The following is a 22,536-nucleotide window of genomic DNA, read 5'->3' as shown; positions in this document are numbered from 1 at the left end:
ATTATTATTATATAAAAATACTTTTATTTAATTCTTTTCTTAAAATAATATTCTGATATTGAAAGTAAATTTTAAAATAAAACATCTTATAATGAGTTTTTTAAAAGATTACTTAAAGAATTATAAATGTAAATATTGCATAACTTTAGTGTAATAAAGATAATAAAAACGTTATTTTTTTATAAAATTTATATAAAATCTAACCTAATTTTGTGTTTTTTCTAAACAAAATAGTAATTTATCTTATTTATGAGGCTCCAATGCTAAAAGTCCAAAAACTTACTTTAGCAGTTCTAATTCATGCTATTGGCCTAACCTCAGTCTACGCTAGCGAACAAAGTGAAGCGAAAGGATTTGTCGAAGATGCTGAAGGATCAGTTTTATTCCGCAACGGTTATCTTTACCGTGATAAAAAAAATGGTGTTCATGACACAAGTTCATGGGCACAAACAGCCATTTTTAATTTAGAGTCTGGTTTTACTAAAGGTATCGTTGGCTTCGGGGTAGGAGCTGTCGGTGATTTATCATTTAAAATCGGGGATAATAAAAACTCTGCTAACAATATGATTCCTCGTGACAGTAATGGGGAACCTTATGACCACTGGGCTCGTGGTGGCGCAACTGTGAAAGCTCGTATGTCTAACACCACAGTCCGCTATGGTACTCAAGTTCTGGATTTGCCAGTACTGGCAAGTAACACTGCACGTTTGGTCCCTGAATACTTTACAGGTGTACTGGCAAACAGCAGTGAAATTGAAAATCTGGAACTGATTGCCGGTAAATTTACTAAAGACCAGATGTCGGATCAGATTTCTACAGACGGAAATAACCTTGATCGTGCAGTAGTTTGGGGCGCCAAGTACAAGTTTAATGACCAGATAAATACTTCATATTACGGTTTAGACTCTAAGGATAAATTAGAGCGTCACTATGTAAATGCTAATTACAAGTTGCCTTTAGCTAATGACAGTTCTATTACTTATGACTTCAGTGGTTATCACACTGAATGGGATAGAGATGCAGTAACTGGTTATACGACAGCAAGTAATCCGGCAGACCGTTCAAATAATATTTGGGCAATTTCTGGAACTTATAACCAGAACGCGCATACGGTAATGCTCGCCTATCAGCAAAATACAGGCAATACTGGTTATGACTATGCTTATAATGCTGATGGTTTCCAAAGTATCTATTTGCCAAACTCATACCTTTCTGACTTCATTGGAAACCATGAAAAGTCAGCTCAAGTTCAATACAATCTTAACTTCAATGACTACGGTATACCGGGATTAAACTGGACGACTGCATTTGTTTACGGCTGGGATATCAAAACTCCAACTACGGATGATGCTCAAGAACGTGAATTCTTCAATCAGGTAAAATATACCGTTCAATCTGGTTTTGCTAAAGATGCAAGCCTTCGTATCCGTAACTCGTACTATCGAGCAAGTGATGCATACCAAGGTATGTACATTGGTGATACTAATGAATGGCGTATATTCTTAGATGTTCCTGTGAAATTATTTTAATTTTTAGAACTATTTAAGTGAAAAAAACCTGCACATTATGCAGGTTTTTTATTGCGTACTTAATTATCAGAATAAGAACGCCGCGCCTAAGACAAATTATTTATTTGCTTCAGCATAGGCAGCAATTGAGCTCAACACTTCTTGTTTAGCTACATCTGCACCTTCCCAACCACTTAACTTAACCCACTTACCTGGTTCAAGATCTTTATAGTGCTGGAAGAAATGTTCAATTTGGCTGATCAATAAAGGTGGCAGATCGGTATATTCTTGAACGTCTTTATAAATTGGCGTTAACTTTTCGTGTGGTACAGCAACAAGTTTGGCATCTACACCGCCGTCATCTTCCATGTTCAATTTACCGACTGGACGGCAACGAATAACTGAACCTGGCTCAACCGGATATGGCGTAACAACCAATACATCTAGTGGGTCACCATCCAACGATAAAGTATTTGGCACATAACCATAGTTCGCTGGATAGAACATGGCGGTACCCATAAAACGGTCTACAAATAGTGCATCAGAGTCTTTATCAATTTCATATTTGATCGGTGCTGCATTTGCAGGAATTTCAATAATTACATAGATGTCATTTGGTGCATCTTTACCCGCTGGGATATTGCTGTAGCTCATAGCCGTACTCTTTAACAGTGAAGTCTTCAGATCCTGTCACTATTACGGACAGGATCAAACCGATGAAATTATAACGCCAGCTCACTAAAAATGAAGATTTATCTGAGCAATGCTTTAATCAACTAATCTTGATGGTAATAATCAGCAGAAATATTGGACAAAGTAGTGAAAGGCACCAGATGATCGAGCGTAACATGGCCAGATTGGCCAGGTAACAAATACCATAGATGACCCGTAACACCAGATAGGCCAAACCTAAGGTCATAATAATGCCCTGTGGTACGACCATGTACTCTGCCATTAACACTGCCGCAATAAAAAGCGGTAAACTCTCAAAACTGTTCTGCTGTGCCGCATTGGCCCTGGCAGCAACACCTTTGGTCTGGGCAAGAAATTCACGTGGATTCTGGTTATCTCTGGCTTTAAATCCACCAGCCATCTTGGCAATGCCTGTAAATACATAGGGCAACAGACAAGCTGCTAAAATGATATAAATGATCCCGCTTATGCCATGCATGAATATTGTTCTCATCAATTCCCAGTGAAAGATATATCATAGCATGGTGTTTTAGCGACAAATTTTGTTAAATATAGTGTTTTTATAAATCTGATGAGTGAACACGGCATGTTAGCACCTGATGAAAAAGATATGTTTGAAGTGCTGGAGAAACAGCAGCAGCATCAGCGTCAAGTTGACCGCGTTTTTAAGATCGTACTGCCTATTACTGCATTTTTACTGAGTGTTATCTGTGCCAATATGAACTGGGCATCCTGGCTGGGTACTTTTATTATCCTGACTATAGCCTTTTATGCAGTTGGTATTAAACGTTTACCACTCTGGCACTGGCTGGTCATTGTACTCATCTACTGTCTGATTGATAACTTTCTGACCTATAAAACTCTTCATATTTCAGGTTTAAGTCGTCAGTTTGGTACGATGTTTATTTTTCTCGGTATAGTGGGTATTGGACGGCCTTATTTTGACCGGTGGTTAATGAAAAAATAATTTTAGGACAATAAAAAAGCGCCCGAAGGCGCTTTTATTTTAAGCAGTTTTTCGTAAATCTTTACGCAGGATTTTACCAACATTTGATTTTGGCAATTCTTCCATAAACTCCACATAACGCGGGCGTTTATAACCGGTCAGATTTTCTTTAGCAAATGCCAGAACTTCTTCAGTTGTTAAGGAAGGATCTTTTTTAACCACAAACAGTTTAGGCACTTCACCTGATTTCTCGTCTGCTACACCAATAGCAGCCACTTCCAGTACTTTAGGATGTTTAGCAATCACTTCTTCAATTTCAGATGGATAAACATTAAAGCCAGAAACCAGAATCATATCCTTTTTACGGTCTACAATTTTTACATAGCCCCGGTCATTCATGATGCCGATATCACCGGTACGGAAAAAGCCGTCTTTAGTCATGACTTTTTCAGTTTCTTCCGGACGATTCCAGTAGCCTTTCATTACCTGTGGACCACGGATCGAGATTTCTCCCTGCTCACCCAAAGCAACTTCATTACCATCATCATCCAGAATAGCCACTTCTGTTAATGGCAGTGGGATACCAATCGTGCCGCTAAATTCTGTAGAGGCTGGTGGATTAGCAGTTGCCACTGGCGAGGTTTCAGACAGGCCATAACCTTCAATGATAGTAGTTCCGGTAACCCGTTTCCAGGCTTCAGCCGTAGATGGCAGTACAGCCATACCGCCCCCCATAGCCATTTTCATTTTGCTATGGTCAAGCTGCTTGAACTCTTCGTTATGCACCAGTGCATTGAACAGTGTGTTAACCGCCGGGAAGAATGATGGCTGATATTTACGCAGCTCTTTAATAACGCCTGGTAGATCACGCGGGTTAGGAATCAGAACGTTTGCTTGGCCTTTATACATGCCATACAGGGCACAAACCATAAATGCAAAGATATGATAAAGCGGTAGCGCACAGAAAATACGGTCATTTTTGTCCCCATCTGTTGCACCAAATTTGCTCTGAAAAATACCGTCACATTGCAACATGTTGGCAACCAGATTCCGATGTGTCAGTTCGGCGCCTTTGGATACCCCTGTAGTTCCGCCCGTATACTGAAGAACAGCAGTATCACTTAAGGTCAGATTGGGGCGCTTATAATTGCTTGGATTAGCTTTTACCAGTGCTGCATTAAACTTGATGTGCCCCGGAATATTCCATTCTGGAATCTGCTTGCGTACTTTGCGCAGGACAAAGTTTACCAGTGTGCCTTTCAAGGTACCCAGCATGTCGCCTACCGAAGCAACCACCACATGCTTGACTGGTGTTTTACCGATAATTGCCTGATAGACAGAAGCAAAGTTTTCTACAATAACCAATACTTCAGAACCTGAATCATTCAGCTGATGTTCAAGTTCACGCGCTGTATAAAGCGGGTTGACGTTGACTAATATGAGGCCGGCACGGAATACACCGAGTGCAACAACAGGATATTGCAGGACATTTGGCATCATAACCGCAACACGTGTGCCTTTTGCTAACCCCAAGCTTTGCAAATAGGCAGCAAACTTGCGGCTTGCTTCCTCAAGTTCATTAAAGGACATGGCTTTATCCATAAAGATAAAGGCGTCACGTGTACCAAACTTTTGGAAATTACGTTCGAAAATATCGACCAGCGAGGTATCTTCTGGGGGTAATTCTACAGTTTCCGGTATCCCTGTCTTTTGGTATTCAGCGAACCAAATCTTTTCCATAATGCCATTTTCTCCAATCAATATCCTTAGTCAAATATTTTTCAATGACGAGCCTATTTTTTAACTTGTTTATGCTCGATCATCGCATCCATCTTCACGAATACATTCACATATATAACGTATTTATGAACATGGATGCTAGTATTATCTTTGAATCAGGAGTCTATTTACTTTTTGATATCCTCTTGGCAGAAGTTGCCCTTTAGACGCTCTTTTTCCTAAGTATTTATCTAAATCGCCCGGTTTTATATTAAGAATTTTCTGACCTGCAATTACCTGAATTATTTCATTTAAATTCAAAGTTGTCATAGATAATAGCTGCTCGTCCTGCTCAAGTTGTATCAACTTGTTTCCTTTACCCTTGTTGAGACTTGGCAATTCTGACACGGGTAACACCAGCAAGCGGCCTGTATCAGTTAATAAGGCCAGATGAGAGCAATCTGGATTTATCAGTAACGGTAAAGCTTTGCCACCTTCAGGAATACTGAGAAATGCCTTACCGGCTTTGGCATTAGTATCTAGCTGTTTTGCCTGGGTTTTAAAACCATAACCCTTAGAACTAATCGCAATAATTTCCTGATCATCTTCTTCAACCAGTATCTGAATAAAGGAAACGCCATTCGCTGGAGAAAGTTTAGAACTGAGCGGTTCTCCCAGACCTCTTGCAGAAGGCAAACTGTTGATAGCCAGTGCATAACTCCGGCCGGTTTCATCCAGAATATAAACACGCTGGTTACTTTTACCAGAAGCATGACTTAAATACTGATCTCCAGCACGATAGTTAAGCTTTTCTGCATCGACATCTGCACCTTTAGCAGAGCGAATCCAGCCTGCTTCTGATAGAATTACAGTGACTGGTTCTGCCGGAATCAGGTCCTGCTCACGCATCTGAACCGCACCTTCACGCTCCACAATAGGAGAACGGCGCTCATCCCCAAATTTTTTGGCGTCTTCTTTTAATTCACCAATAATCAGATTCTTTAATGACTCAGGATTAGCCAGCTGTTCACGAATAAGAGCAGCACGTGCTGAAAGCTCATCTTGTTCCTGACGGATTTCCATTTCCTGAAGCTTGGCCAAGTGCCGCAGTTTTAATTCAAGAATTGCCTCAGCCTGGGTTTCATCAATTTTAAAGGTCTGAATCAGTACGGCCTTAGGATGATCTTCTTCACGAATAATGCGGATTACAGTATCAATATCCAGATAGGCAATTAAAAGTCCGGCCAATATATGCAGACGTTTTTCAATCTTGTTGAGATGATACTGCAGTCGGCGGGTAACTGTCTCTTTACGGATTCCAATCCATTCCAGCAGGATTTTCCGGATAGATTTAACCTGTGGACGCCCATCGGCACCAATCATGTTCAGATTGACGCGGTAACTACTTTCCAAATCCGTAGTAGCAAACAGATGGCTCATCACGGTGTCGGCATCTACCCGGTTAGAGCGCAGGACAATGACCAGGCGGGTCGGATTGACATGATCAGACTCATCCCGAAGATCACTAACTAATGGCAGCTTTTTGGCCTGCATCTGGTCAGCAATCTGGGTAATAATTTTGGAGCCTGAAACCTGATAAGGCAGCTCGGTAATAATAATTTCATTTTTTTCGACCGTATACACTGCACGCATACGATAACTGCCACGCCCGGTAGACTGGATTTTTAGCAGTTCATCTTTTGAGGTGATAATTTCAGCTTTAGTCGGCAGGTCAGGCCCTGGAATATACTCGGCCAGTTTGGCCTCGCTGGTATTCGGATTACGGATTAATGCAATAGTTCCCTTAATGACTTCACGCAGGTTATGCGGCGGAATATCTGTTGCCATACCAACCGCGATGCCTGTAGTACCATTCATAAGAATATTAGGTACGCGGGCAGGCAAGGTTACCGGTTCTTTAAGCGAGCCATCAAAGTTATCCTGCCATTCTACTGTGCCCTGCCCAAGTTCAGATAATAATACTTCACTATACTGGGACAGCTTCGCTTCGGTATAACGCATGGCTGCAAATGATTTTGGATCATCCGGTGAACCCCAGTTACCTTGGCCTTCAATAAACGGATAACGGTAGCTGAACGGTTGTGCCATCAATACCATAGCTTCATAACAGGCCGAGTCACCATGCGGATGATATTTACCCAGCACATCACCCACTGTACGCGCGGATTTTTTTGGCTTGCCACTGTGTTTCAGACCAAGTTCACTCATAGCATAAACGATACGGCGTTGAACAGGTTTAAGGCCATCACTAATATGCGGCAAGGCACGATCCATGATTACATACATGGCATAGTTCAGGTAAGCCTGTTCGGTAAATTCTGCTACTGAGCGGTTTTCTGTCGCATGATGCGCAAGGCTTGTCATAACAACCTATAATCCTAAATCAATCGTTTTTATCTGGGTTCTTATGCTATGCCGCACCTGCCAGATACACAAGAGTATGCCGGAATACAGTGCGACAATTTATGTCTTATGATGTGAAACTAAACGTTTTAAAATTTTTAGGCAACCGGAAAACCATGAGATAGCCCAACTTTACAGGCCAATTGACTCCAGTGTTTTACCCTTGGTTTCTTCACCCAGAATAATGATCACCAGCGCTACAGTAACCAGGACCAATGTAAACATCAGGAACACATGGTTAAAGCCATGGTCTGCTACCATCATTTGTGTCACTACCAGTGGCGCCAGTATGCCGCCCATGCGGCCAACGGCTGAAGCCCAGCCTGAACCAAAAGCCCGGATATTGGCCGGATACTGTTCCGGGGTATATGTATAGAGTACGCCCCATGCGCCGAGGTTGAAGAAAGACATCAGACAGCCCCAGAACATGATCATACTGACACTAGAAGCCTGACCGAAGAAATAGGCCGAGACTGCACAAAACCCAATAAAACCCGCCAGAGTGATTTTACGGCCTAATTTCTCGACCAGCCAGGCTGCCACAATATAACCTGGAAGCTGGGCCAGAATCATAATCAGGACATATTCAAAGGACTGGACAATACTATAACCCTGTTTAACCAGCAGGCTAGGTAACCAGGTAAAAATTCCATAATAAGAGTAGACAATCCCAAACCAGATTAGCCATAACATCAGACTGCGACGCGCAAACTGCCCTGACCAGAGCTGTTTGAACGAAACACTTTTCTGGCTAGCAACCGGTTGAACCTCTAGTGTTTCTATTACCTCTACACCACACTGGCGTTCCAGTTGCTGTACTAATATATGCGCCTCATTAATCCGGCCACGGTTAATCAGATAAGGGACAGACTCCGGTACTTTTTTAAGAATAATAAAAATATATAAAGCAGGCAGTCCACCAATTAAGAAAGCCACATGCCAGCCAAAGCTGGGAATAATAAAATAGGATATCAGAGCTGCTACCAGCCAACCTAAACCCCAAAAGCTTTCCAGCAGTACAATAAAACGGCCACGCACATGTGCCGGTACATATTCACTGACCAGTGTTACTGCAACCGGTAACTGCCCTCCCAGCCCCAAGCCCACAATAAAACGAAAAATCAGCAACCAGGTAAGATTCGGTGCTACAGCACAAAGTGCGGTAGCCACGCTATAAACTCCCAGCGTAGTCGCGAATACTGTACGTCGTCCGAAACGGTCAGCCAGCCCTCCTGAAAAGACAGCACCAATAGCCATTCCTACAAAGCCGATACTGACAATCCAGCCACTCTGTATCGGTGTCAGTGCCCAGTCCTTGACCAGAGTTGCCATGATAAAAGCAATAATTCCGGTATCCATGGCATCAAACATCCAGCCCAGACCCACTACCCATAACAGGGTATAATGAAATCTGCCAATCGGCAGGCGCTGTACTCGTGAGACTAAATCCATGCTGCAGTACTCTGGTAATTCAAGTTTTGATTGATGGTCAGGACAAATCTTTAGAGGATGCTGAACTATCATCTTCATCTTTATAAATAAATTTTGGCATTTCCAGACCAAAATAAATAGCAATCAACCGCAAGGTAAAGCCAAATACCAGAGTTGCAATCACTGTCAGTTCAAGCGATAAACCCAGATTCAGACAGCTCCAGTAGCAGATCACTGCCACAAAAGAGATACTGGCATACAGTTCACGGCGGAATACTAGAGGCACGTCGTTACATAGAATATCTCGCAAAATACCACCAGAGACCCCGGTAAGCACTCCTGCAACTGCCGAAACCACGAAACCATGTCCCATTTGCAGGGCAATCTGACAGCCAATAATAGTAAAACCAATAAGGCCCAAGGCATCCAGAACCAGAAAGATATTCCGTAAATGACGCATCCATTTAGCAATCAAAATAGTAAAAAAAGCTGCTGCACAGGTCAGCACCAAATATTCAGGATGTTTCACCCAAGTGAGAGGATAATGACCCAATAGCACATCCCGGACCGAACCTCCTCCTAATGCAGTCACGCAGGCAATCAGCACTACACCAAACCAGTCCATGCTGCGTCGCCCGGCAGATAAAGCGCCAGTCATGGCTTCGGCTGTAATTGCAATAATATAAATTATAGTGAGAAGCATTGCCCTGTGTTCCGTCCAGGCTAAAAATAGCGCTATTTTAAGTTAAAGTTGCCAGAAAAGGGGCACAGCATTGCTTAAATTTTTTACCTGAACCACAAATACATGGCTGTTTCATGGTAACCGGCATATCAACCGTCGGGTCCAGAAAAAACCATTGTCCAGCCTGCTGCACAAAATACGATATTTCATGATGAAGTTGTGGCTGCTCGCCATCATGATAATGAGCTCTAAATTCGACTTCAGCATGATGTTTGGTCAGCTTTTCTTTAAAGTTGATTACTTCAAGCCCTAACCAGCGATTTGTCTTACTCCACTGCTGTATAGCAGGCACTTCGAGATAAGGCTGTTGACCAAAAGCTGTAGTTTTTACGATATAGCCAATCTGCTGCAAAGCAAAAGCACTGTAGCGCGAACGCATGAGCTGTTCAGCATGTACCGCTCGGGTTTTGCCACTATGCAGAGGTTCACAGCAATCTTTATATAAGCCTTTACCGCATGGACAGGATGCGCCTGACATAAGCTGAATCCAAAAAATAGCCCTTATGAAGGGGCTATTGTAGCGAATTTTCTAATACAGCTTCTAACGATATTCTTCATCAGATGCCGGCTGGTAACTGGTCATAATATGGATTTTCTCAATTTTATGACCGTCCATGGTGACCACTTCAAAGATATGCCCATCTGCCTGTAGCTTTTCACCATTTACAGGTAAGTGGCCCAAGTGATACAACATATAACCCGATAACGTTGAATACTGCTCACTTTCGTCAACCAAATTACGGCCTAGCAATAAGGATACATGTCGAATATCGGTTGAGCCTTCCAGCATCAGTGAACCATCCTCAAGGCTCTCTGCAGCCGCTTCCAGCTCATCTTCATCCGGAAATTCACCGGCGATGGCTTCAAGTACATCAATCGGTGTAGCGATACCTTCAATAGAACCATATTCATTTAAAACAATTGCCATCTGTAAGGGTGCCTGACGTAACTGTTCCATCACCATCAGTACCTGAGCATTTTCATGCACAATCACCGGTTCACGCAGATGTTTTTCGAAATTTAGAGTCCCGGTTTCAATGTATTCATTCAGGACTTTATGGGTCAATGCAATACCGGCAATATTATCAAGCTCTCCATGCGCCACAATCAGGCGGGAATGCGTCATGCTTAAGAGACGCTCTTTAATGACTTCAGCATCTTCATCCAGATCAATCCATTCAAGCTCTGGTCGTGGAGTCATTACAGATTTGACCGGCCTTTCGGCAAGTCCAAGTACGCCCTGCACCATTACACTGTGGTATACACCATTTTTTTCATCAAAGACTTCATCGGCAAAGGCGCGTGTTGCCAGCACATCTTCCGGCTCGTTTGATGGTGACTCATTACTATTGCTGGTATTTTTACCGCCTAGCATCCGCATCACTGCTGAGGCAGTGCGATAACGTAAATCGGTGGTGGTTACCAGCTTTTCCTGGTTACGACGCATGGTCTGGTTGACCATTTCTACCAGCACCGAGAAGCCAATTGCAGCATACAGGTAGCCTTTTGGAATATGGAAGCCAAAGCCTTCAACCACCAGCGAGAAGCCGATCATCATCAAAAAGCCTAGACACAGGATCACTACGGTCGGGTGGCGATTGACAAACTCCATGAGTGGTTTAGATGCCCACAACATGATTCCCACAGCAATAATGACTGCAATCATCATGACCGAAAGTTCTTTCACCATGCCTACTGCCGTGATCACGCTGTCAAGCGAGAATACCGCATCAAGCACAACAATCTGGACAATAACCATCCAGAAGGCCGCATGTACCGGATTTTCTTCTTTATGTGCATGATTACTTTCAATCCGCTCATGCAGTTCCATTGTCCCCTTAAAGAGCAAGAATACCCCACCGAACAGCAGGATCAGGTCACGGCCGGAAAACGGATGATCAAAAATATGGAAGAGAGGATCAGTTAAGGTGACCACCCAGGCAATAGAAGCAAGCAGGACCAGCCGCATCCCCAGAGCCAGGATCAGACCCAAAATACGTGCGGTATTTCGCTGATGTGGCGGCAGTTTTTCAGCCAGAATGGCAATAAATACCAAGTTATCAATACCCAGTACAATTTCCAGAACGACCAGAGTAACCAGGCCTACCCAAGCAGAAGGATCAGACATCCATTCAAAAATCATTGAACATGCTCCTGCTGGCGACTTACACTTTCTCTTGGAGAACTGTTACTGAAGTCCCGGATTCGGGTCACTATTTTTTCTTTATAAAAGTCAGGATATTCGGAGCGACTACAACCACTGCCCATGTTGATCAATATGTTGTTTAACAGATTTTCAGTATAGGCAAGATTTTTTAGAAATTCATCTTTTTTTGTTTTTCAATCTTGTGCTCTTCACCAACTTGATACAAACCCTATCTAAAACCATTATAGCCTTCTACTGAAGATGTCATATTTTTTACTTAAGCTAGAGCTAGAGCGAGAAAAAAGAACATGCTAAGGTAAAAATATAATGATGAATAGTGTACTAGAAATGAGAAATAGCCCAGTTAATCCTGAACCAAGAACAACTCAGCATTTGGTAGCTTTATATTGTGGTTCGCGTCCGGGCAATAATACAATTTACCGTGAAAAAGCAATTGAACTTTCCCAAGGCTTGGCACAACATGGGTTTGGCATCGTTTATGGCGGTGCCAGTATCGGCCTGATGGGTCAAGTGGCTGACAGCGTATTGGAAGCTGGCGGTGAAGTCGTAGGGGTAATTCCAGAATTTATGCTGGATTATGAAATTGCCCATAACCAGCTGACAGAGCTGCATATTGTTGCAAGCATGCATGAACGTAAAGCACTCATGGCAGAACGAGCCAGTGCTTTTGTTGCCCTGCCGGGTGGTTTGGGTACCTTTGAAGAGATTCTGGAAATTGCCACTTGGGGGCAGCTGAATCAGCACCAGAAGCCGATGATTTTATATAATGTAAATGGTTTTTATAATGCACTGATCAACCAGCTGGATCATGCAGTACAAGAAGGTTTTCTGCCTGCTCAGCATCGCGCCAAAATTGTAGTGTGTGAACACAGTAAAGCCATCTTTAATGCAATGAAGAACCTGAACAGTCCAAGCCGCTTTGCAATTTAGTCAACTAACTGTAAAAAACGGGCTTAGGCCCGTTTTTTTAATATTATGTCCCCGAAATCAGCTGATAGAGCCAAGGTAAGGTGGTTGCCAAAAGTACGCTTACAGCCAGTCCGAAGAGCAACTTCATAGCATCTTTACTGACATTGCGTGAAGTCCGGTGCCGGTTTACTTCAACCAGGTGCATTGACATGGCAAACTCACGCCCGGCCAGGAGACCCAAAAAGACCCAAGTAGTACTCATCGGAATATTGCTCCATTCCTTGAACACCAGCAGAATAAAGGCATAGATAAAATCAATAATGGTGGCTGAGCGAATATCTGCTACACCTGTTTTGGTATCAATAATATTCTGGATTTTCCCGCCGCGCTGGTAAAAAATCACGCCCAGTAAAATAATAAAGACCGAAATGGCAAATATCATAAAACCAAAAGGAACCACACGGGGAACATAGACAAAAATATTGGCCAGATCCTGAATCAGCCATTGGCTCCATAAAAATGCAGTCGAGACCCATTGCAGACCAATCCAGAATTTGGGGGTAGGATGATGCCGGGTTTGACTAAAATAAACAGAGATTCTTTTAATAACAAAACGATAAACCAAAATTGCCACAATAAAAGCCACTGCATAACCCATCATTGATTTGGTCAGCATTGAACCCAGACTGCTTGGTGAGAAAATAGTAAGAACCAGAAAAGTAGTACTGACCGGAATACCGTAGCGCGTGAGCAGAATCAGTAATATGGGAGGAACTATATATAACCAGGTAATTCCTTCTTCAGGAAAAGGAATGGTTTCCAGACGTCCATAAGAAGCATCGCCGATACCCGAAGTCCACCAGCCATACATCAGCACTACCGCTAGAATACTGCTGGTATATAGCCATAGTACCCACCAGGGACGATGGGCATTGGATGAAATAAACGTACCTAAGGTTTGTGGCACATCATTTCCGACAATTGAATAAGCTGCTAGACAGAAGCCTACAATCATAAAAATTTCGATTGTCATAGAGGTCAGGATTCTCTTGAAGAATAAGTATCACGACTGCCCCAAGCGGTCGGCTGTGACAAGATTATGACATTTTTATTGCAGATTCATGACATTCTGATGACGAGAATTTTTTGAAAGGTCTGCCTTTAAAGAATAAATAAAATATTTTAATGTGGGGCTTATTTGCAAATCAATCATTACTGAGAAAGTACAGAGCACTACAGGACTTTTATTCTAGATTCGATAAACTATCAAAAAAATATCATTATTTATAATATTATGGCTGTTACCGCTGAGCATCAACCTGTACAAGCTGAATACCGTCTTTTAGTTTTTCTGGTATCAATCGGCTTCTTCATGCAAGGTCTGGACACCACCATTGTCAATACAGCAATTGCGGCAATGGCCGAGCAGCTGAATGAAGACCCGCTCAAGATGCATAGTGTAGTGGTGGCCTATGTGCTGGCCTCGGCAGCCTGTATTCCACTAAGTGGCTGGTTGGCTGACCGTTTTGGTGTGCGCAATACCTATCTTTCAGCCATTGTAATTTTTACCCTAGCTTCACTGGGCTGTGGTCTGTCTGAAAACTTGAACCAGCTGTTGTTTTTCCGGGTAATTCAGGGCGCTGGTGCTGCTTTGCTTTTGCCCATTGGCCGGCTATCTATGCTGAAAATTATTCCGCGCACACAATTCCTCTCAGCCATGAGCCTGATGAGCTTGGCAGGGCTGCTCGGGCCATTGATGGGCCCTACTCTCGGTGGCTGGTTTGTTGAAGCATTTTCATGGCACTGGATTTTTCTGATTAATGTTCCGATTGGACTGCTCGGCTGTATCATGACCTTTAAAGCCATGCCGAATGTCACCGAAGCCAATGTCAGTTCATTTGACTTTAGTGGTTTTATTCTGCTTGTGCTAAGTATGGTCGGTATATCACTGTCTATTGAAGTGATTTCTAATGAAAACTATTCCAATACCTTAGGCTGGACATTATTTGCTGTAGGAGCCATCGCTATGATGGCATATGCTACGCATGCACACTGGCATCAGAATGCCCTGTTCCGTAGCAGCCTGTTCCGAAAAAATCCTGTATTTTCAATTGGAATATTAGGTAACTTTTTTGCACGGCTCGGTGGAAATTCAATTCCCTTTGTATTGCCCTTAATGTTACAGGTTGCATTTGATATCAGTCCGCTACAGACCGGTTTGATGATGATTCCACTGGTTTTGGGTTCCCTGATTTCTAAACCACTGATCAGGCCGCTGATTTCAAGATTTGGTTATCGCCGTTTTCTTATTACCAATACCTGTCTGGTCGGTTTAACTATTGCCAGTTTTGCCTTGACTACTGCCGATACACCCATCTGGTTAAGAACTTTACATTTTCTGGTGATGGGCCTGCTTAACTCCCTGCAGTTTGTATCAATGAATACCCTGACCCTAAAAGATTTGCCCCAGCAGGATGCCAGTAAAGGTAATAGCTTTCTTTCCATGATTCAGATGGTCTCTATGAGTATCGGGGTAGCGCTGGCTGGTACACTGATTAATATTTTTAGTAATTACTATGGTCCAGTTGATGTTAGCAAGGCCTTTCATTCTGCCTTGATCTGCCTGGGTCTGATCAATATCTTGGCAATGCTGATCTTTTGGCGTGTTCCAGATGAAAAGCAGATACAGCCGGAGTCCTGAATTTGACTCGAACTTTTAGTAGAAGCAGTTTATGCTTAAGCCTTCTGCCTATTACCTGCTAAGTTATGCCTCAGACTATTTCGCCAAAAATTGCCTGGTCATGGATGCTGGCCGTTGTTGGAAGCCTGCTGCTACTGGGTTTAGTACTGCTGAGTGTATTTAGCAACCGGCCACAGGCGGGAGAAGAATTCCCTGTTCAGGGTTTTGATGTTTCGCATCATCAGGGTGATATTGACTGGAAGCAAATTTCTCCCAAGCGCTATCAGTTTGTCTATTTAAAGGCGACAGAAGGAGGAGATTTTCAGGACCGTAAATTCCAGCACAACTGGCTGGCTGCACGCGAACAAGGCTTACGCGTAGGCGCCTATCATTTTTACCGCCTATGCCGTAATGGCGCAGTACAGGCCGATAATTTTATACAGACTGTACCGCATAAAGCAGACGCGCTTGCTCCGGTAATTGATCTTGAATACGATAGTAACTGTATTAATACCTATACCAAGGAGCAGTTACTTAAAGAAATCCAGCTGATGCATGACCGCCTGAAAACTCACTATGGCAAGCCGCCCATATTTTATGTATCCAAAAACTTTTATCATCTGGTACTAACCGACAGTTTTCCACATACCCCACTCTGGATTCGTGATTATGATGGAATGCCCGAGCTGAAGGATAAACGTGCCTGGAGCTTTTGGCAGTACAGCCGTCAGGGGAAAATTAAGGGAATTCCCAAACCGGTAGATTTGAATGCCTACCGGGGCAGTCCCGCAGAATGGCAGCGTTATCTGAAAAATATCGGTCTGAGTCCTGAACTCTGATGCGCAAGATTATTCATATCGATATGGATGCATTCTATGCGTCAGTTGAGCTGCGGGAGCGGCCGGAACTAGTACATTTGCCTGTGGTCATTGCCTCCCACCACCCCCGTGCTGTAGTGGCGGCCGCTTCTTATCCAGCCCGCAGTTTTGGTCTGCGTTCAGCCATGTCGATGACTCAAGCAAGAAAATTATGTCCTGATGTGTATGTGATTGAGCCGGACTTTGCTAAATATCGGGCTATTTCAGCCCAGATACATCACATTTTTCAGCAATACACTACGGTAATTGAACCGGTTTCACTAGATGAAGCTTATCTGGATGTCACTGAAAATCTGAAAAACCTGCCTAGTGCTACGGCTGTAGCAATGCAGATTCGTGAAGATATTTTTAAAACACTTCATCTGACTGCTTCAGCTGGCGTCGCTCCTAACAAATTTCTGGCTAAAATTGCTTCCGACTGGCACAAGCCTAATGGCATTTGTGTAATTAAACCTCATCAGGTTCAGGCTTTTATTCAAGACCTGCCCCTAAAGAAAATCCCGGGCGTTGGTAAAGTCATGCAGCAAAAACTGCAGCAGTTAAAGCTAGATACCTTGGGAGACTTACAGCAGGTTGAAGAAAGTCTTCTTATTCAGCATTTTGGTAAATATGGCCGGCAGCTTTATCTCTATGGCCAAGGGATTGACCATCGTCCGGTAGAGGCCAATCGACAGCGCCAACAGATTTCCAAGGAAATTACCTTTGATCGAGACTTAAGTTTGCAGGAATGTAATTCTTACTGGCCAATACTGGTTGAAAAAGTCTGGCAATCCCTCATCAATAAGAATCTGGTTGCCTGCGGGATCAGTTTAAAACTGCGACTTAAAAACTTTCAGACCCTGCAACACAGTAAAAGCTTCCGCCTGCCACTACGCTCTGTACTAGAGTTTGCCCAAGCCGTAGAGCTGCTGCTACAAGAAATGCATATTGGTGAAAATTCACTGTTCCGTCTGGTTGGTGTAGGCGTATACCAGCTGCAACAAGCACAACAGGAAAACCAATTGAGTTTATGGTGAGGTCCATTTCTGGTTACTCTTTCATCAACCGGAGAAAAATCCAGCAACTTGTGCTCGCTTTTTCTATAGATTAAGGTACTCTAGACAGTGCAGTACATTTATCCATGTACTTTGAGATGCTAGAAATCACCTTTACTTTTAGCATGCTGTCCTGTGATTGGCGTGACGATCAAATCCGAATGTTACAGGGCAACTCGACAGTCAGGGTATAACATATAAAACTGCACAATATTTTCTTATTAATTCCTCTCATTCATTTTTTGTTTTTAATAATTCGATTTTAGTTTACTTTTCATTTCCAATTTTACTGAGAAATAGCTGCATGTTATGGTAACTCATCATTCATGAATTAAATGTCGAGTAAAACATGCCTGTACAACGTCTGCATACCACTCCACGCTTTAGTGAGGTGACTATTAGTGGCCAACTGGTACATTTGGCCGGTCAGCTGGCTGAAGATACCCGTCTAGATATACAGGGACAAACACGCCAAACACTAGAGCTGATTGACAAGCTACTGGCTGAGGCAGGTACAGACAAATCTCATATTATGTCAGTACTTATATTTCTCAAAGATATTGAGCAGGATTATGCTGCCATGAATGAGGTATGGGATGCTTGGGTACCAGAGGGTGCCGCTCCACCACGAACCTGTGTTGAAGCTAAACTTTATGCTCCAGATGTATTGGTTGAAATGACTGTTACGGCAGTTTTACCCTAACCTCATGATCAGCAGAACAGGCACCTGACGTCTGTCGGGTGTCTTAATACAGTTTTATAGAATTTATTAAAAATAACAGCTTAATTTTACTAATACTGTCTTACACAGTCTCGGTAGTGCATAATATTTTCAAACTGGGGAGAGCGGGAGGAAGCTACTCCTGCTAGCGGCAGCTTTCCCAAAAAATCAGAACGAAGCTGCTCATATTCAGGTACACCTTTATAACGCACCACTTTATAACCTGCCGTTTCAAGTAAACTACACTGATAATGCTGATATTTTAATTTTTTTAAACTCAATGCATCATCAATTTCAATAATTGCAAAAATTTGGCTTTCTCGATCTAAAATCACAAAGTCAGCAATCATATGCTGATATTTTATACGGGTATGATTATATTTAGTGGTGAGTAATGTATCGAAAGAAACTTGAGCCAGAATATAGTAGTCTGGTAATACCTGTTGCAGGCGGTTAAAAGTCAACTGTTGGGCAGGACTGAAAATTGCACGGCGTTTGAGCGCACTATCATATTTGTCACGGGGCTTGAGTCTGTTAAAGAGCATGACTGCTACAACACACAGTGCAATAAGGCCTGCTATAATCAGGTAAAACATAATAATATTAATCCTTTAATCTATTTTTATAATCAGCTCGGTTTATAACCGCTTTATTCTAGTTAAAAATTTAAAACTCACCGGTCCAACTTAAATGATTTTGGCAGTAAGAGCAAGTCAGTTGGTCATATTCCTGCCTATCTGTTTTATCTTAAATACATATAAACAGTAGGCAATCTATTTATACAGTTTTTTCTTTACCGAATGTTATCCGTATCGGAATTATCGAGTGTAAAAATAAAGGCACCGAAGTGCCTTGATCAATTAATGGGGAGTTTTGAATTTACCTTTACGCTTATTCTTGGTCAATTCAAAAGGGCGCTTCTCACCTGTTTCACGTGGCGGTAAACCTGTATGCTGGGTCAGCATCTGCCCTTTTTTCGGCCGCTGGTTCTGCCCCTGATTTTGTCCTTGTCCTCTCACACCGGTAACACGTTTTTGTGAATCTCCAGCTACTGTCGAGTTCTTTTTGCGCGCCGATTTATATTCGCCCTCAGTCCCTTGCGGCTGATAGGTTGGAATCAGATGCTGTTTGGAATTACCAATCAGATCCTGACGCCCCATTTCTTTTAAAGCTTCACGAAGCATTGGCCAGTTATTTGGATCATGATAACGCAAGAAAGCCTTGTGTAAGCGGCGACGCTTTTCACCTTTTACAATATCAACATCTTCAGTATAACGTGCCACTTTTGCCAGTGGATTCTTACTGGTGTGATACATGGTCGTTGCCGTCGCCATAGGTGACGGATAGAAAGTCTGGACCTGATCGGCACGGAAACCATTCTTTTTCAGCCAGACCGCCAGGTTCATCATGTCATAGTCAGTTGTACCCGGATGCGCAGCGATAAAGTAAGGTATCAGGTACTGTTCTTTACCTGCCTCTTTACTAAAGCGGTCAAACATCTGTTTAAAGCGGTCATAAGTACCAATACCAGGTTTCATCATCTTCGATAATGGACCTCTCTCAGTATGCTCTGGTGCGATTTTCAGATAGCCGCCCACATGGTGCTGTACCAGCTCTTTCACATATTCGGGATTGAGTACGGCAAGGTCATAGCGCAGTCCCGAACCGATAAGAATTTTTTTAATTCCTTTAATCGCCCGTGCTTTGCGGTAAAGCTGAGTCAATGGAGCATGGTCAGTATGCAGATTCTGACAAACGCCCGGATAGACACATGAAGGTTTACGGCAGTTTTTCTCAATTTCAGGGTCTTTACAGTGCAAACGGTACATATTTGCAGTAGGGCCACCTAAATCTGAAATAATACCTGTGAAGCCCGGCGCGGTATCCCGAATCTTTTCAACCTCACGCAGAATTGATTCTTCCGAACGGTTTTGAATAATCCGTCCTTCATGCTCTGTAATTGAGCAGAACGTACAACCTCCAAAACAGCCACGCATGATGTTTACCGAAAACTTGATCATATCAAAAGCCGGGAAGCGTGCATCGGCATAGGATGGATGTGGCAGACGTGCATATGGCAGGTCAAATACATAATCCATTTCTTCAGTAGTCAATGGAATCGGCGGCGGATTTAGCCATACGTCACGCTCACCATGCCGCTGCACTAGTGCACGCGCATTGCCAGGATTAGTTTCCAAGTGCAGAATCCGGTTAGCATGGGCATACAGCACCTGATCATTTGCAACTTGTTCAAATGAAGGCAAGCGAATTACTGCCAGCTCACGTGGAGGTAACTTGTGTTTAATGGCTTTGGATGCTGGCTGCAATTGCACAATTTGTGTATCCGGTTCAAGCTGGTCCCCTTCACGCACGATCGGATTATGAACAATTTCTTTCTGGAAATTCTGATATTGGGTTAGTGAATTCCCCTTATCTTTTTCAATTTCACAGCCATCAATATCTTCAGTCATTACATACGGGTTAATGACAGGATCAACACGACCCACCGTATCTACGTCATTCGAGGCAATTTCGATAAACTGGGCCTTGGAGGCACGATTATGTTTATTAATAATAAATGCTGTACCACGAACATCAGTAATCTCGTGAATCTTTTCGCCTTTGGCTAGACGATGCATTACTTCGATAATTGAACGCTCACCATTGCCGTACATGAGCAGGTCAGCTTTCGAATCCATTAAGATAGAGCGACGGACTTTATCTGACCAGTAATCATAATGTGCAATGCGGCGTAGTGACCCCTCAATTCCGCCTAACAGGACCGGAACATCTGGAAAAGCTTCACGGCAGCGCTGGCAATAAACAGTTGCTGCACGGTCTGGACGTTTGTTAGGTACATTGTCTGGAGAATAGGCGTCATCTGAACGGATTTTACGGTCAGCCGTATAGCGGTTGATCATGGAATCCATATTACCTGCTGTTACACCCCAGGCAACATTCGGTTTACCCAACGCGCGGAAGGCATCGACATTGGTCCAGTCTGGCTGCGCAATAATACCAACCCGAAAACCTTGTGCCTCTAATACGCGTCCGATAATTCCGGACACAAATGAAGGATGATCAATATAGGCATCGCCACAAACTAAAATAAAGTCGCAGCTATCCCAGCCGAGTTGATCCATTTCCTCGCGTGACATCGGCAAAAATGGCGCAGGTTCAAAACATGACGCCCAATATTTGTCGTAATCAAACAACGCTTTTGGCGCAGTCTGAGCGGTATAAGCAGTAGACATGGCTAGCAATTCTCGGCTGGCAGATGGAAGATCAAAAAAAAGATCAAAGATGAAAGCCGATCATTTTAACATGAAACCTGTTCATCTTTCTTGACTATAAGAATTGTATAAACAGGGAGATACAATTTCTATCGGCTAATCTTTGTACAAAAACGATTTTTTGAAATTAAAATACTCATACCCGCAGTTTTAATAAGAATAATAAAAGAGGGTCAGCTGCGGTTTAAACGTAATGAGATGATGAGACCGAGACCGAGAAACAGGGTAATTATCACCGTTAAACCACCCCAGCCCCAGTTCTCCCAAACCAGCCCGCCACTACTGCCTAATACGCTTGAACCCAAATAGTAGCAGAACAGGTAAAGTGAAGAGCCGACTGCTCGATACTGTAAAGCCTGTACAGATACCCAGCTACTGGCTGTAGAATGTGCTGCAAAGAAAGAAAAGGTAAAAATCAGCAGACCCAGCAATATGCACCAGATTGAGGGAATCAGCATAATCCATAACCCCAAGATCATACAGATAAACATGGCTGGTAAAACTTTACCCCGACCATATCTACGACCCCAACCTGCGGCCCGCGGTGAACTATAGATGCCTGAAAGATAGGCAATTGAAATCAGGCCAATCCAGGCCTGAGAGAGTTCAAACGGTTTTTCCAGTAAATGATAGCTAATATAATTAAAGACCGTTACAAAACAGCCCATCAATAAAAAGCCTTCTGCAAACAGGAGCCTAAGTCTTGAGTCTGACAAATTTTTGGTGAATGACTGCTTAAACCTCGAAAAATTGATCGGATAAGGCTTGAAGTGCCGTGAAGCGGGCAAGGCAATATAAAATACAATAGCAATGATAAGGTTAAGCACACCAATGATCATTGTGGCAGTTTGCCAAGAAATAAAATCTAGTAGTACACCTGCAATGAGACGACCACTCATGCCACCAATTGCTGTCCCTGAAATATATAGCCCCATGGCAAAGCCGACATCTTTTTGTGCAATTTCTTCACCGATATAAGTCATGGCTACTGAAGCAACACCACTTACAGCCAGGCCAATTAACATTCGGGTACTTAAAAAAACTTCCCAGTAAGGCAGAAAGGAACTGACCAGCAACAATATTGAGGTCGAAAATAGGGAAATTGCCATAACCTGCTTACGACCATAACGGTCTGAAATCAGTCCGGCAAACAACAGGCCAAGTGCCAGTGCAATAGTGGAGAATGAGAGCGGGAAACTGCTATGGGTTGGACTGATAGCAAAGAACTTGGCAAGGAAAGGCATCATTGGCTGTACACAGTACAATGATGAAAATATGGCAAAGCCTGCCAGAAACAATGAAAGTAGAATAGCAAAAAAAGGTCGCGTCCCATACTCGATATAAGACTGCGACTCTACAGATTCAGACATAAAAGCTCCTTATGCCTGATG

19 protein-coding genes are annotated in these 22,536 nt (G+C 43.0%); 7 read left to right on the top strand and 12 right to left on the bottom strand.

What is annotated here, in order from left to right:
* Positions 1 to 260: 260 nt before the first annotated feature.
* Complete coding sequence (locus ABZP31_RS00705; RefSeq protein ID WP_034671029.1) at positions 261 to 1,529, top strand: OprD family outer membrane porin; 1,269 nt, start codon at positions 261 to 263, stop codon at positions 1,527 to 1,529.
* A gap of 96 nt (positions 1,530 to 1,625) precedes the next feature.
* On the opposite strand, the gene ppa is transcribed toward ABZP31_RS00705, so the two are convergent.
* Both ppa and ABZP31_RS00695 read right to left on the bottom strand, forming a co-directional pair.
* Positions 1,626 to 2,162, bottom strand: a complete 537-nt coding sequence (gene ppa / locus ABZP31_RS00700) for an inorganic diphosphatase (RefSeq protein WP_005017195.1) — start codon at positions 2,160 to 2,162, stop codon at positions 1,626 to 1,628.
* 118 nt (positions 2,163 to 2,280) lie between these two features.
* Positions 2,281 to 2,679 carry an MAPEG family protein gene (locus ABZP31_RS00695; RefSeq protein WP_005022923.1) on the bottom strand — a complete coding sequence of 133 codons (399 nt, stop codon included), beginning with the start codon at positions 2,677 to 2,679 and terminating at the stop codon, positions 2,281 to 2,283.
* 108 nt (positions 2,680 to 2,787) lie between these two features.
* Between ABZP31_RS00695 and ABZP31_RS00690 the strand changes: the two genes are divergently transcribed.
* Positions 2,788 to 3,168: a membrane protein gene (locus ABZP31_RS00690; RefSeq protein WP_005017201.1), complete on the top strand. Its 381-nt coding sequence runs from the start codon at positions 2,788 to 2,790 to the stop codon at positions 3,166 to 3,168.
* A 39-nt stretch (positions 3,169 to 3,207) separates the two neighbouring features.
* On the opposite strand, the gene ABZP31_RS00685 is transcribed toward ABZP31_RS00690, so the two are convergent.
* From ABZP31_RS00685 to ABZP31_RS00660, 6 genes are all read right to left on the bottom strand, one after another.
* Positions 3,208 to 4,887 (bottom strand): long-chain-fatty-acid--CoA ligase, encoded by a 1,680-nt coding sequence (locus ABZP31_RS00685; protein ID WP_248135013.1) that lies wholly within the window; start codon positions 4,885 to 4,887, stop codon positions 3,208 to 3,210.
* A gap of 144 nt (positions 4,888 to 5,031) precedes the next feature.
* Positions 5,032 to 7,251, bottom strand: coding sequence for a DNA topoisomerase IV subunit A (gene parC / locus ABZP31_RS00680; protein WP_248135011.1), 2,220 nt, complete (start codon positions 7,249 to 7,251; stop codon positions 5,032 to 5,034).
* A gap of 171 nt (positions 7,252 to 7,422) precedes the next feature.
* A complete protein-coding gene (locus ABZP31_RS00675) occupies positions 7,423 to 8,742 on the bottom strand; it encodes an MFS transporter (protein ID WP_174498856.1) in 1,320 nt (439 codons plus the stop codon).
* Between the two features lie 37 nt (positions 8,743 to 8,779).
* Positions 8,780 to 9,424, bottom strand: coding sequence for a trimeric intracellular cation channel family protein (locus ABZP31_RS00670; protein ID WP_005017209.1), 645 nt, complete (start codon positions 9,422 to 9,424; stop codon positions 8,780 to 8,782).
* Between the two features lie 37 nt (positions 9,425 to 9,461).
* On the bottom strand, positions 9,462 to 9,941 hold the full coding sequence (locus ABZP31_RS00665; RefSeq protein WP_005405692.1) for a YchJ family protein: 480 nt from the start codon (positions 9,939 to 9,941) through the stop codon (positions 9,462 to 9,464).
* A gap of 63 nt (positions 9,942 to 10,004) precedes the next feature.
* Complete coding sequence (locus ABZP31_RS00660) at positions 10,005 to 11,606, bottom strand: TerC family protein (protein WP_248135009.1); 1,602 nt, start codon at positions 11,604 to 11,606, stop codon at positions 10,005 to 10,007.
* Between the two features lie 330 nt (positions 11,607 to 11,936).
* Between ABZP31_RS00660 and ABZP31_RS00655 the strand changes: the two genes are divergently transcribed.
* The gene (locus ABZP31_RS00655; RefSeq protein WP_248135007.1) at positions 11,937 to 12,560 is read left to right on the top strand and encodes a TIGR00730 family Rossman fold protein; all 624 of its coding nucleotides are present in this window, start codon (positions 11,937 to 11,939) and stop codon (positions 12,558 to 12,560) included.
* 43 nt (positions 12,561 to 12,603) lie between these two features.
* On the opposite strand, the gene ABZP31_RS00650 is transcribed toward ABZP31_RS00655, so the two are convergent.
* On the bottom strand, positions 12,604 to 13,572 hold the full coding sequence (locus ABZP31_RS00650) for a hypothetical protein (RefSeq protein WP_248123227.1): 969 nt from the start codon (positions 13,570 to 13,572) through the stop codon (positions 12,604 to 12,606).
* A 261-nt stretch (positions 13,573 to 13,833) separates the two neighbouring features.
* On the opposite strand from ABZP31_RS00650, the gene mdtD reads away from it, so the two are divergent.
* The 4 genes from mdtD to ABZP31_RS00630 all read left to right on the top strand — a co-directional run bounded on the left by mdtD (position 13,834) and on the right by ABZP31_RS00630 (position 17,834).
* Positions 13,834 to 15,240, top strand: coding sequence for a multidrug transporter subunit MdtD (gene mdtD / locus ABZP31_RS00645; RefSeq protein ID WP_075041198.1), 1,407 nt, complete (start codon positions 13,834 to 13,836; stop codon positions 15,238 to 15,240).
* A 65-nt stretch (positions 15,241 to 15,305) separates the two neighbouring features.
* Positions 15,306 to 16,058: a GH25 family lysozyme gene (locus ABZP31_RS00640; protein WP_005017227.1), complete on the top strand. Its 753-nt coding sequence runs from the start codon at positions 15,306 to 15,308 to the stop codon at positions 16,056 to 16,058.
* Complete coding sequence (gene dinB / locus ABZP31_RS00635; protein ID WP_005022900.1) at positions 16,058 to 17,113, top strand: DNA polymerase IV; 1,056 nt, start codon at positions 16,058 to 16,060, stop codon at positions 17,111 to 17,113. Before ABZP31_RS00640 ends, dinB begins: the two co-directional genes overlap by 1 nt.
* Before the next feature lie 367 nt (positions 17,114 to 17,480).
* On the top strand, positions 17,481 to 17,834 hold the full coding sequence (locus tag ABZP31_RS00630; RefSeq protein ID WP_005022898.1) for a RidA family protein: 354 nt from the start codon (positions 17,481 to 17,483) through the stop codon (positions 17,832 to 17,834).
* An 89-nt stretch (positions 17,835 to 17,923) separates the two neighbouring features.
* Here the strand turns inward: ABZP31_RS00630 and ABZP31_RS00625 are convergent, their stop codons facing one another.
* The 3 genes from ABZP31_RS00625 to ABZP31_RS00615 all read right to left on the bottom strand — a co-directional run bounded on the left by ABZP31_RS00625 (position 17,924) and on the right by ABZP31_RS00615 (position 22,515).
* Positions 17,924 to 18,448 (bottom strand): DUF2726 domain-containing protein, encoded by a 525-nt coding sequence (locus tag ABZP31_RS00625; protein ID WP_005022895.1) that lies wholly within the window; start codon positions 18,446 to 18,448, stop codon positions 17,924 to 17,926.
* A 264-nt stretch (positions 18,449 to 18,712) separates the two neighbouring features.
* On the bottom strand, positions 18,713 to 21,106 hold the full coding sequence (locus tag ABZP31_RS00620) for a YgiQ family radical SAM protein (RefSeq protein ID WP_248135005.1): 2,394 nt from the start codon (positions 21,104 to 21,106) through the stop codon (positions 18,713 to 18,715).
* Between the two features lie 212 nt (positions 21,107 to 21,318).
* On the bottom strand, positions 21,319 to 22,515 hold the full coding sequence (locus tag ABZP31_RS00615; protein ID WP_017400637.1) for an MFS transporter: 1,197 nt from the start codon (positions 22,513 to 22,515) through the stop codon (positions 21,319 to 21,321).
* Positions 22,516 to 22,536: the final 21 nt, after the last annotated feature.

This window comes from Acinetobacter sp. FL (genome assembly GCF_040744925.1).
GTDB classification, from domain to species: domain Bacteria; phylum Pseudomonadota; class Gammaproteobacteria; order Pseudomonadales; family Moraxellaceae; genus Acinetobacter; species Acinetobacter radioresistens.
This window is presented reverse-complemented; position numbering and strand designations above follow the sequence as displayed.

What these genes read in the sequence shown, in the direction of transcription:
- ABZP31_RS00705 (WP_034671029.1), top strand. Translation starts at nt 261, where the DNA reads ATGCTAAAAGTCCAAAAACTTACTTTAGCAGTTCTAATTCATGCTATT.
- ppa (WP_005017195.1), bottom strand. Translation starts at nt 2,162, where the DNA reads ATGAGCTACAGCAATATCCCAGCGGGTAAAGATGCACCAAATGACATC.
- ABZP31_RS00695 (WP_005022923.1), bottom strand. Translation starts at nt 2,679, where the DNA reads ATGCATGGCATAAGCGGGATCATTTATATCATTTTAGCAGCTTGTCTG.
- ABZP31_RS00690 (WP_005017201.1), top strand. Translation starts at nt 2,788, where the DNA reads ATGTTAGCACCTGATGAAAAAGATATGTTTGAAGTGCTGGAGAAACAG.
- ABZP31_RS00685 (WP_248135013.1), bottom strand. Translation starts at nt 4,887, where the DNA reads ATGGAAAAGATTTGGTTCGCTGAATACCAAAAGACAGGGATACCGGAA.
- parC (WP_248135011.1), bottom strand. Translation starts at nt 7,251, where the DNA reads ATGACAAGCCTTGCGCATCATGCGACAGAAAACCGCTCAGTAGCAGAA.
- ABZP31_RS00675 (WP_174498856.1), bottom strand. Translation starts at nt 8,742, where the DNA reads ATGGATTTAGTCTCACGAGTACAGCGCCTGCCGATTGGCAGATTTCAT.
- ABZP31_RS00670 (WP_005017209.1), bottom strand. Translation starts at nt 9,424, where the DNA reads ATGCTTCTCACTATAATTTATATTATTGCAATTACAGCCGAAGCCATG.
- ABZP31_RS00665 (WP_005405692.1), bottom strand. Translation starts at nt 9,941, where the DNA reads ATGTCAGGCGCATCCTGTCCATGCGGTAAAGGCTTATATAAAGATTGC.
- ABZP31_RS00660 (WP_248135009.1), bottom strand. Translation starts at nt 11,606, where the DNA reads ATGATTTTTGAATGGATGTCTGATCCTTCTGCTTGGGTAGGCCTGGTT.
- ABZP31_RS00655 (WP_248135007.1), top strand. Translation starts at nt 11,937, where the DNA reads ATGATGAATAGTGTACTAGAAATGAGAAATAGCCCAGTTAATCCTGAA.
- ABZP31_RS00650 (WP_248123227.1), bottom strand. Translation starts at nt 13,572, where the DNA reads ATGACAATCGAAATTTTTATGATTGTAGGCTTCTGTCTAGCAGCTTAT.
- mdtD (WP_075041198.1), top strand. Translation starts at nt 13,834, where the DNA reads ATGGCTGTTACCGCTGAGCATCAACCTGTACAAGCTGAATACCGTCTT.
- ABZP31_RS00640 (WP_005017227.1), top strand. Translation starts at nt 15,306, where the DNA reads ATGCCTCAGACTATTTCGCCAAAAATTGCCTGGTCATGGATGCTGGCC.
- dinB (WP_005022900.1), top strand. Translation starts at nt 16,058, where the DNA reads ATGCGCAAGATTATTCATATCGATATGGATGCATTCTATGCGTCAGTT.
- ABZP31_RS00630 (WP_005022898.1), top strand. Translation starts at nt 17,481, where the DNA reads ATGCCTGTACAACGTCTGCATACCACTCCACGCTTTAGTGAGGTGACT.
- ABZP31_RS00625 (WP_005022895.1), bottom strand. Translation starts at nt 18,448, where the DNA reads ATGTTTTACCTGATTATAGCAGGCCTTATTGCACTGTGTGTTGTAGCA.
- ABZP31_RS00620 (WP_248135005.1), bottom strand. Translation starts at nt 21,106, where the DNA reads ATGTCTACTGCTTATACCGCTCAGACTGCGCCAAAAGCGTTGTTTGAT.
- ABZP31_RS00615 (WP_017400637.1), bottom strand. Translation starts at nt 22,515, where the DNA reads ATGTCTGAATCTGTAGAGTCGCAGTCTTATATCGAGTATGGGACGCGA.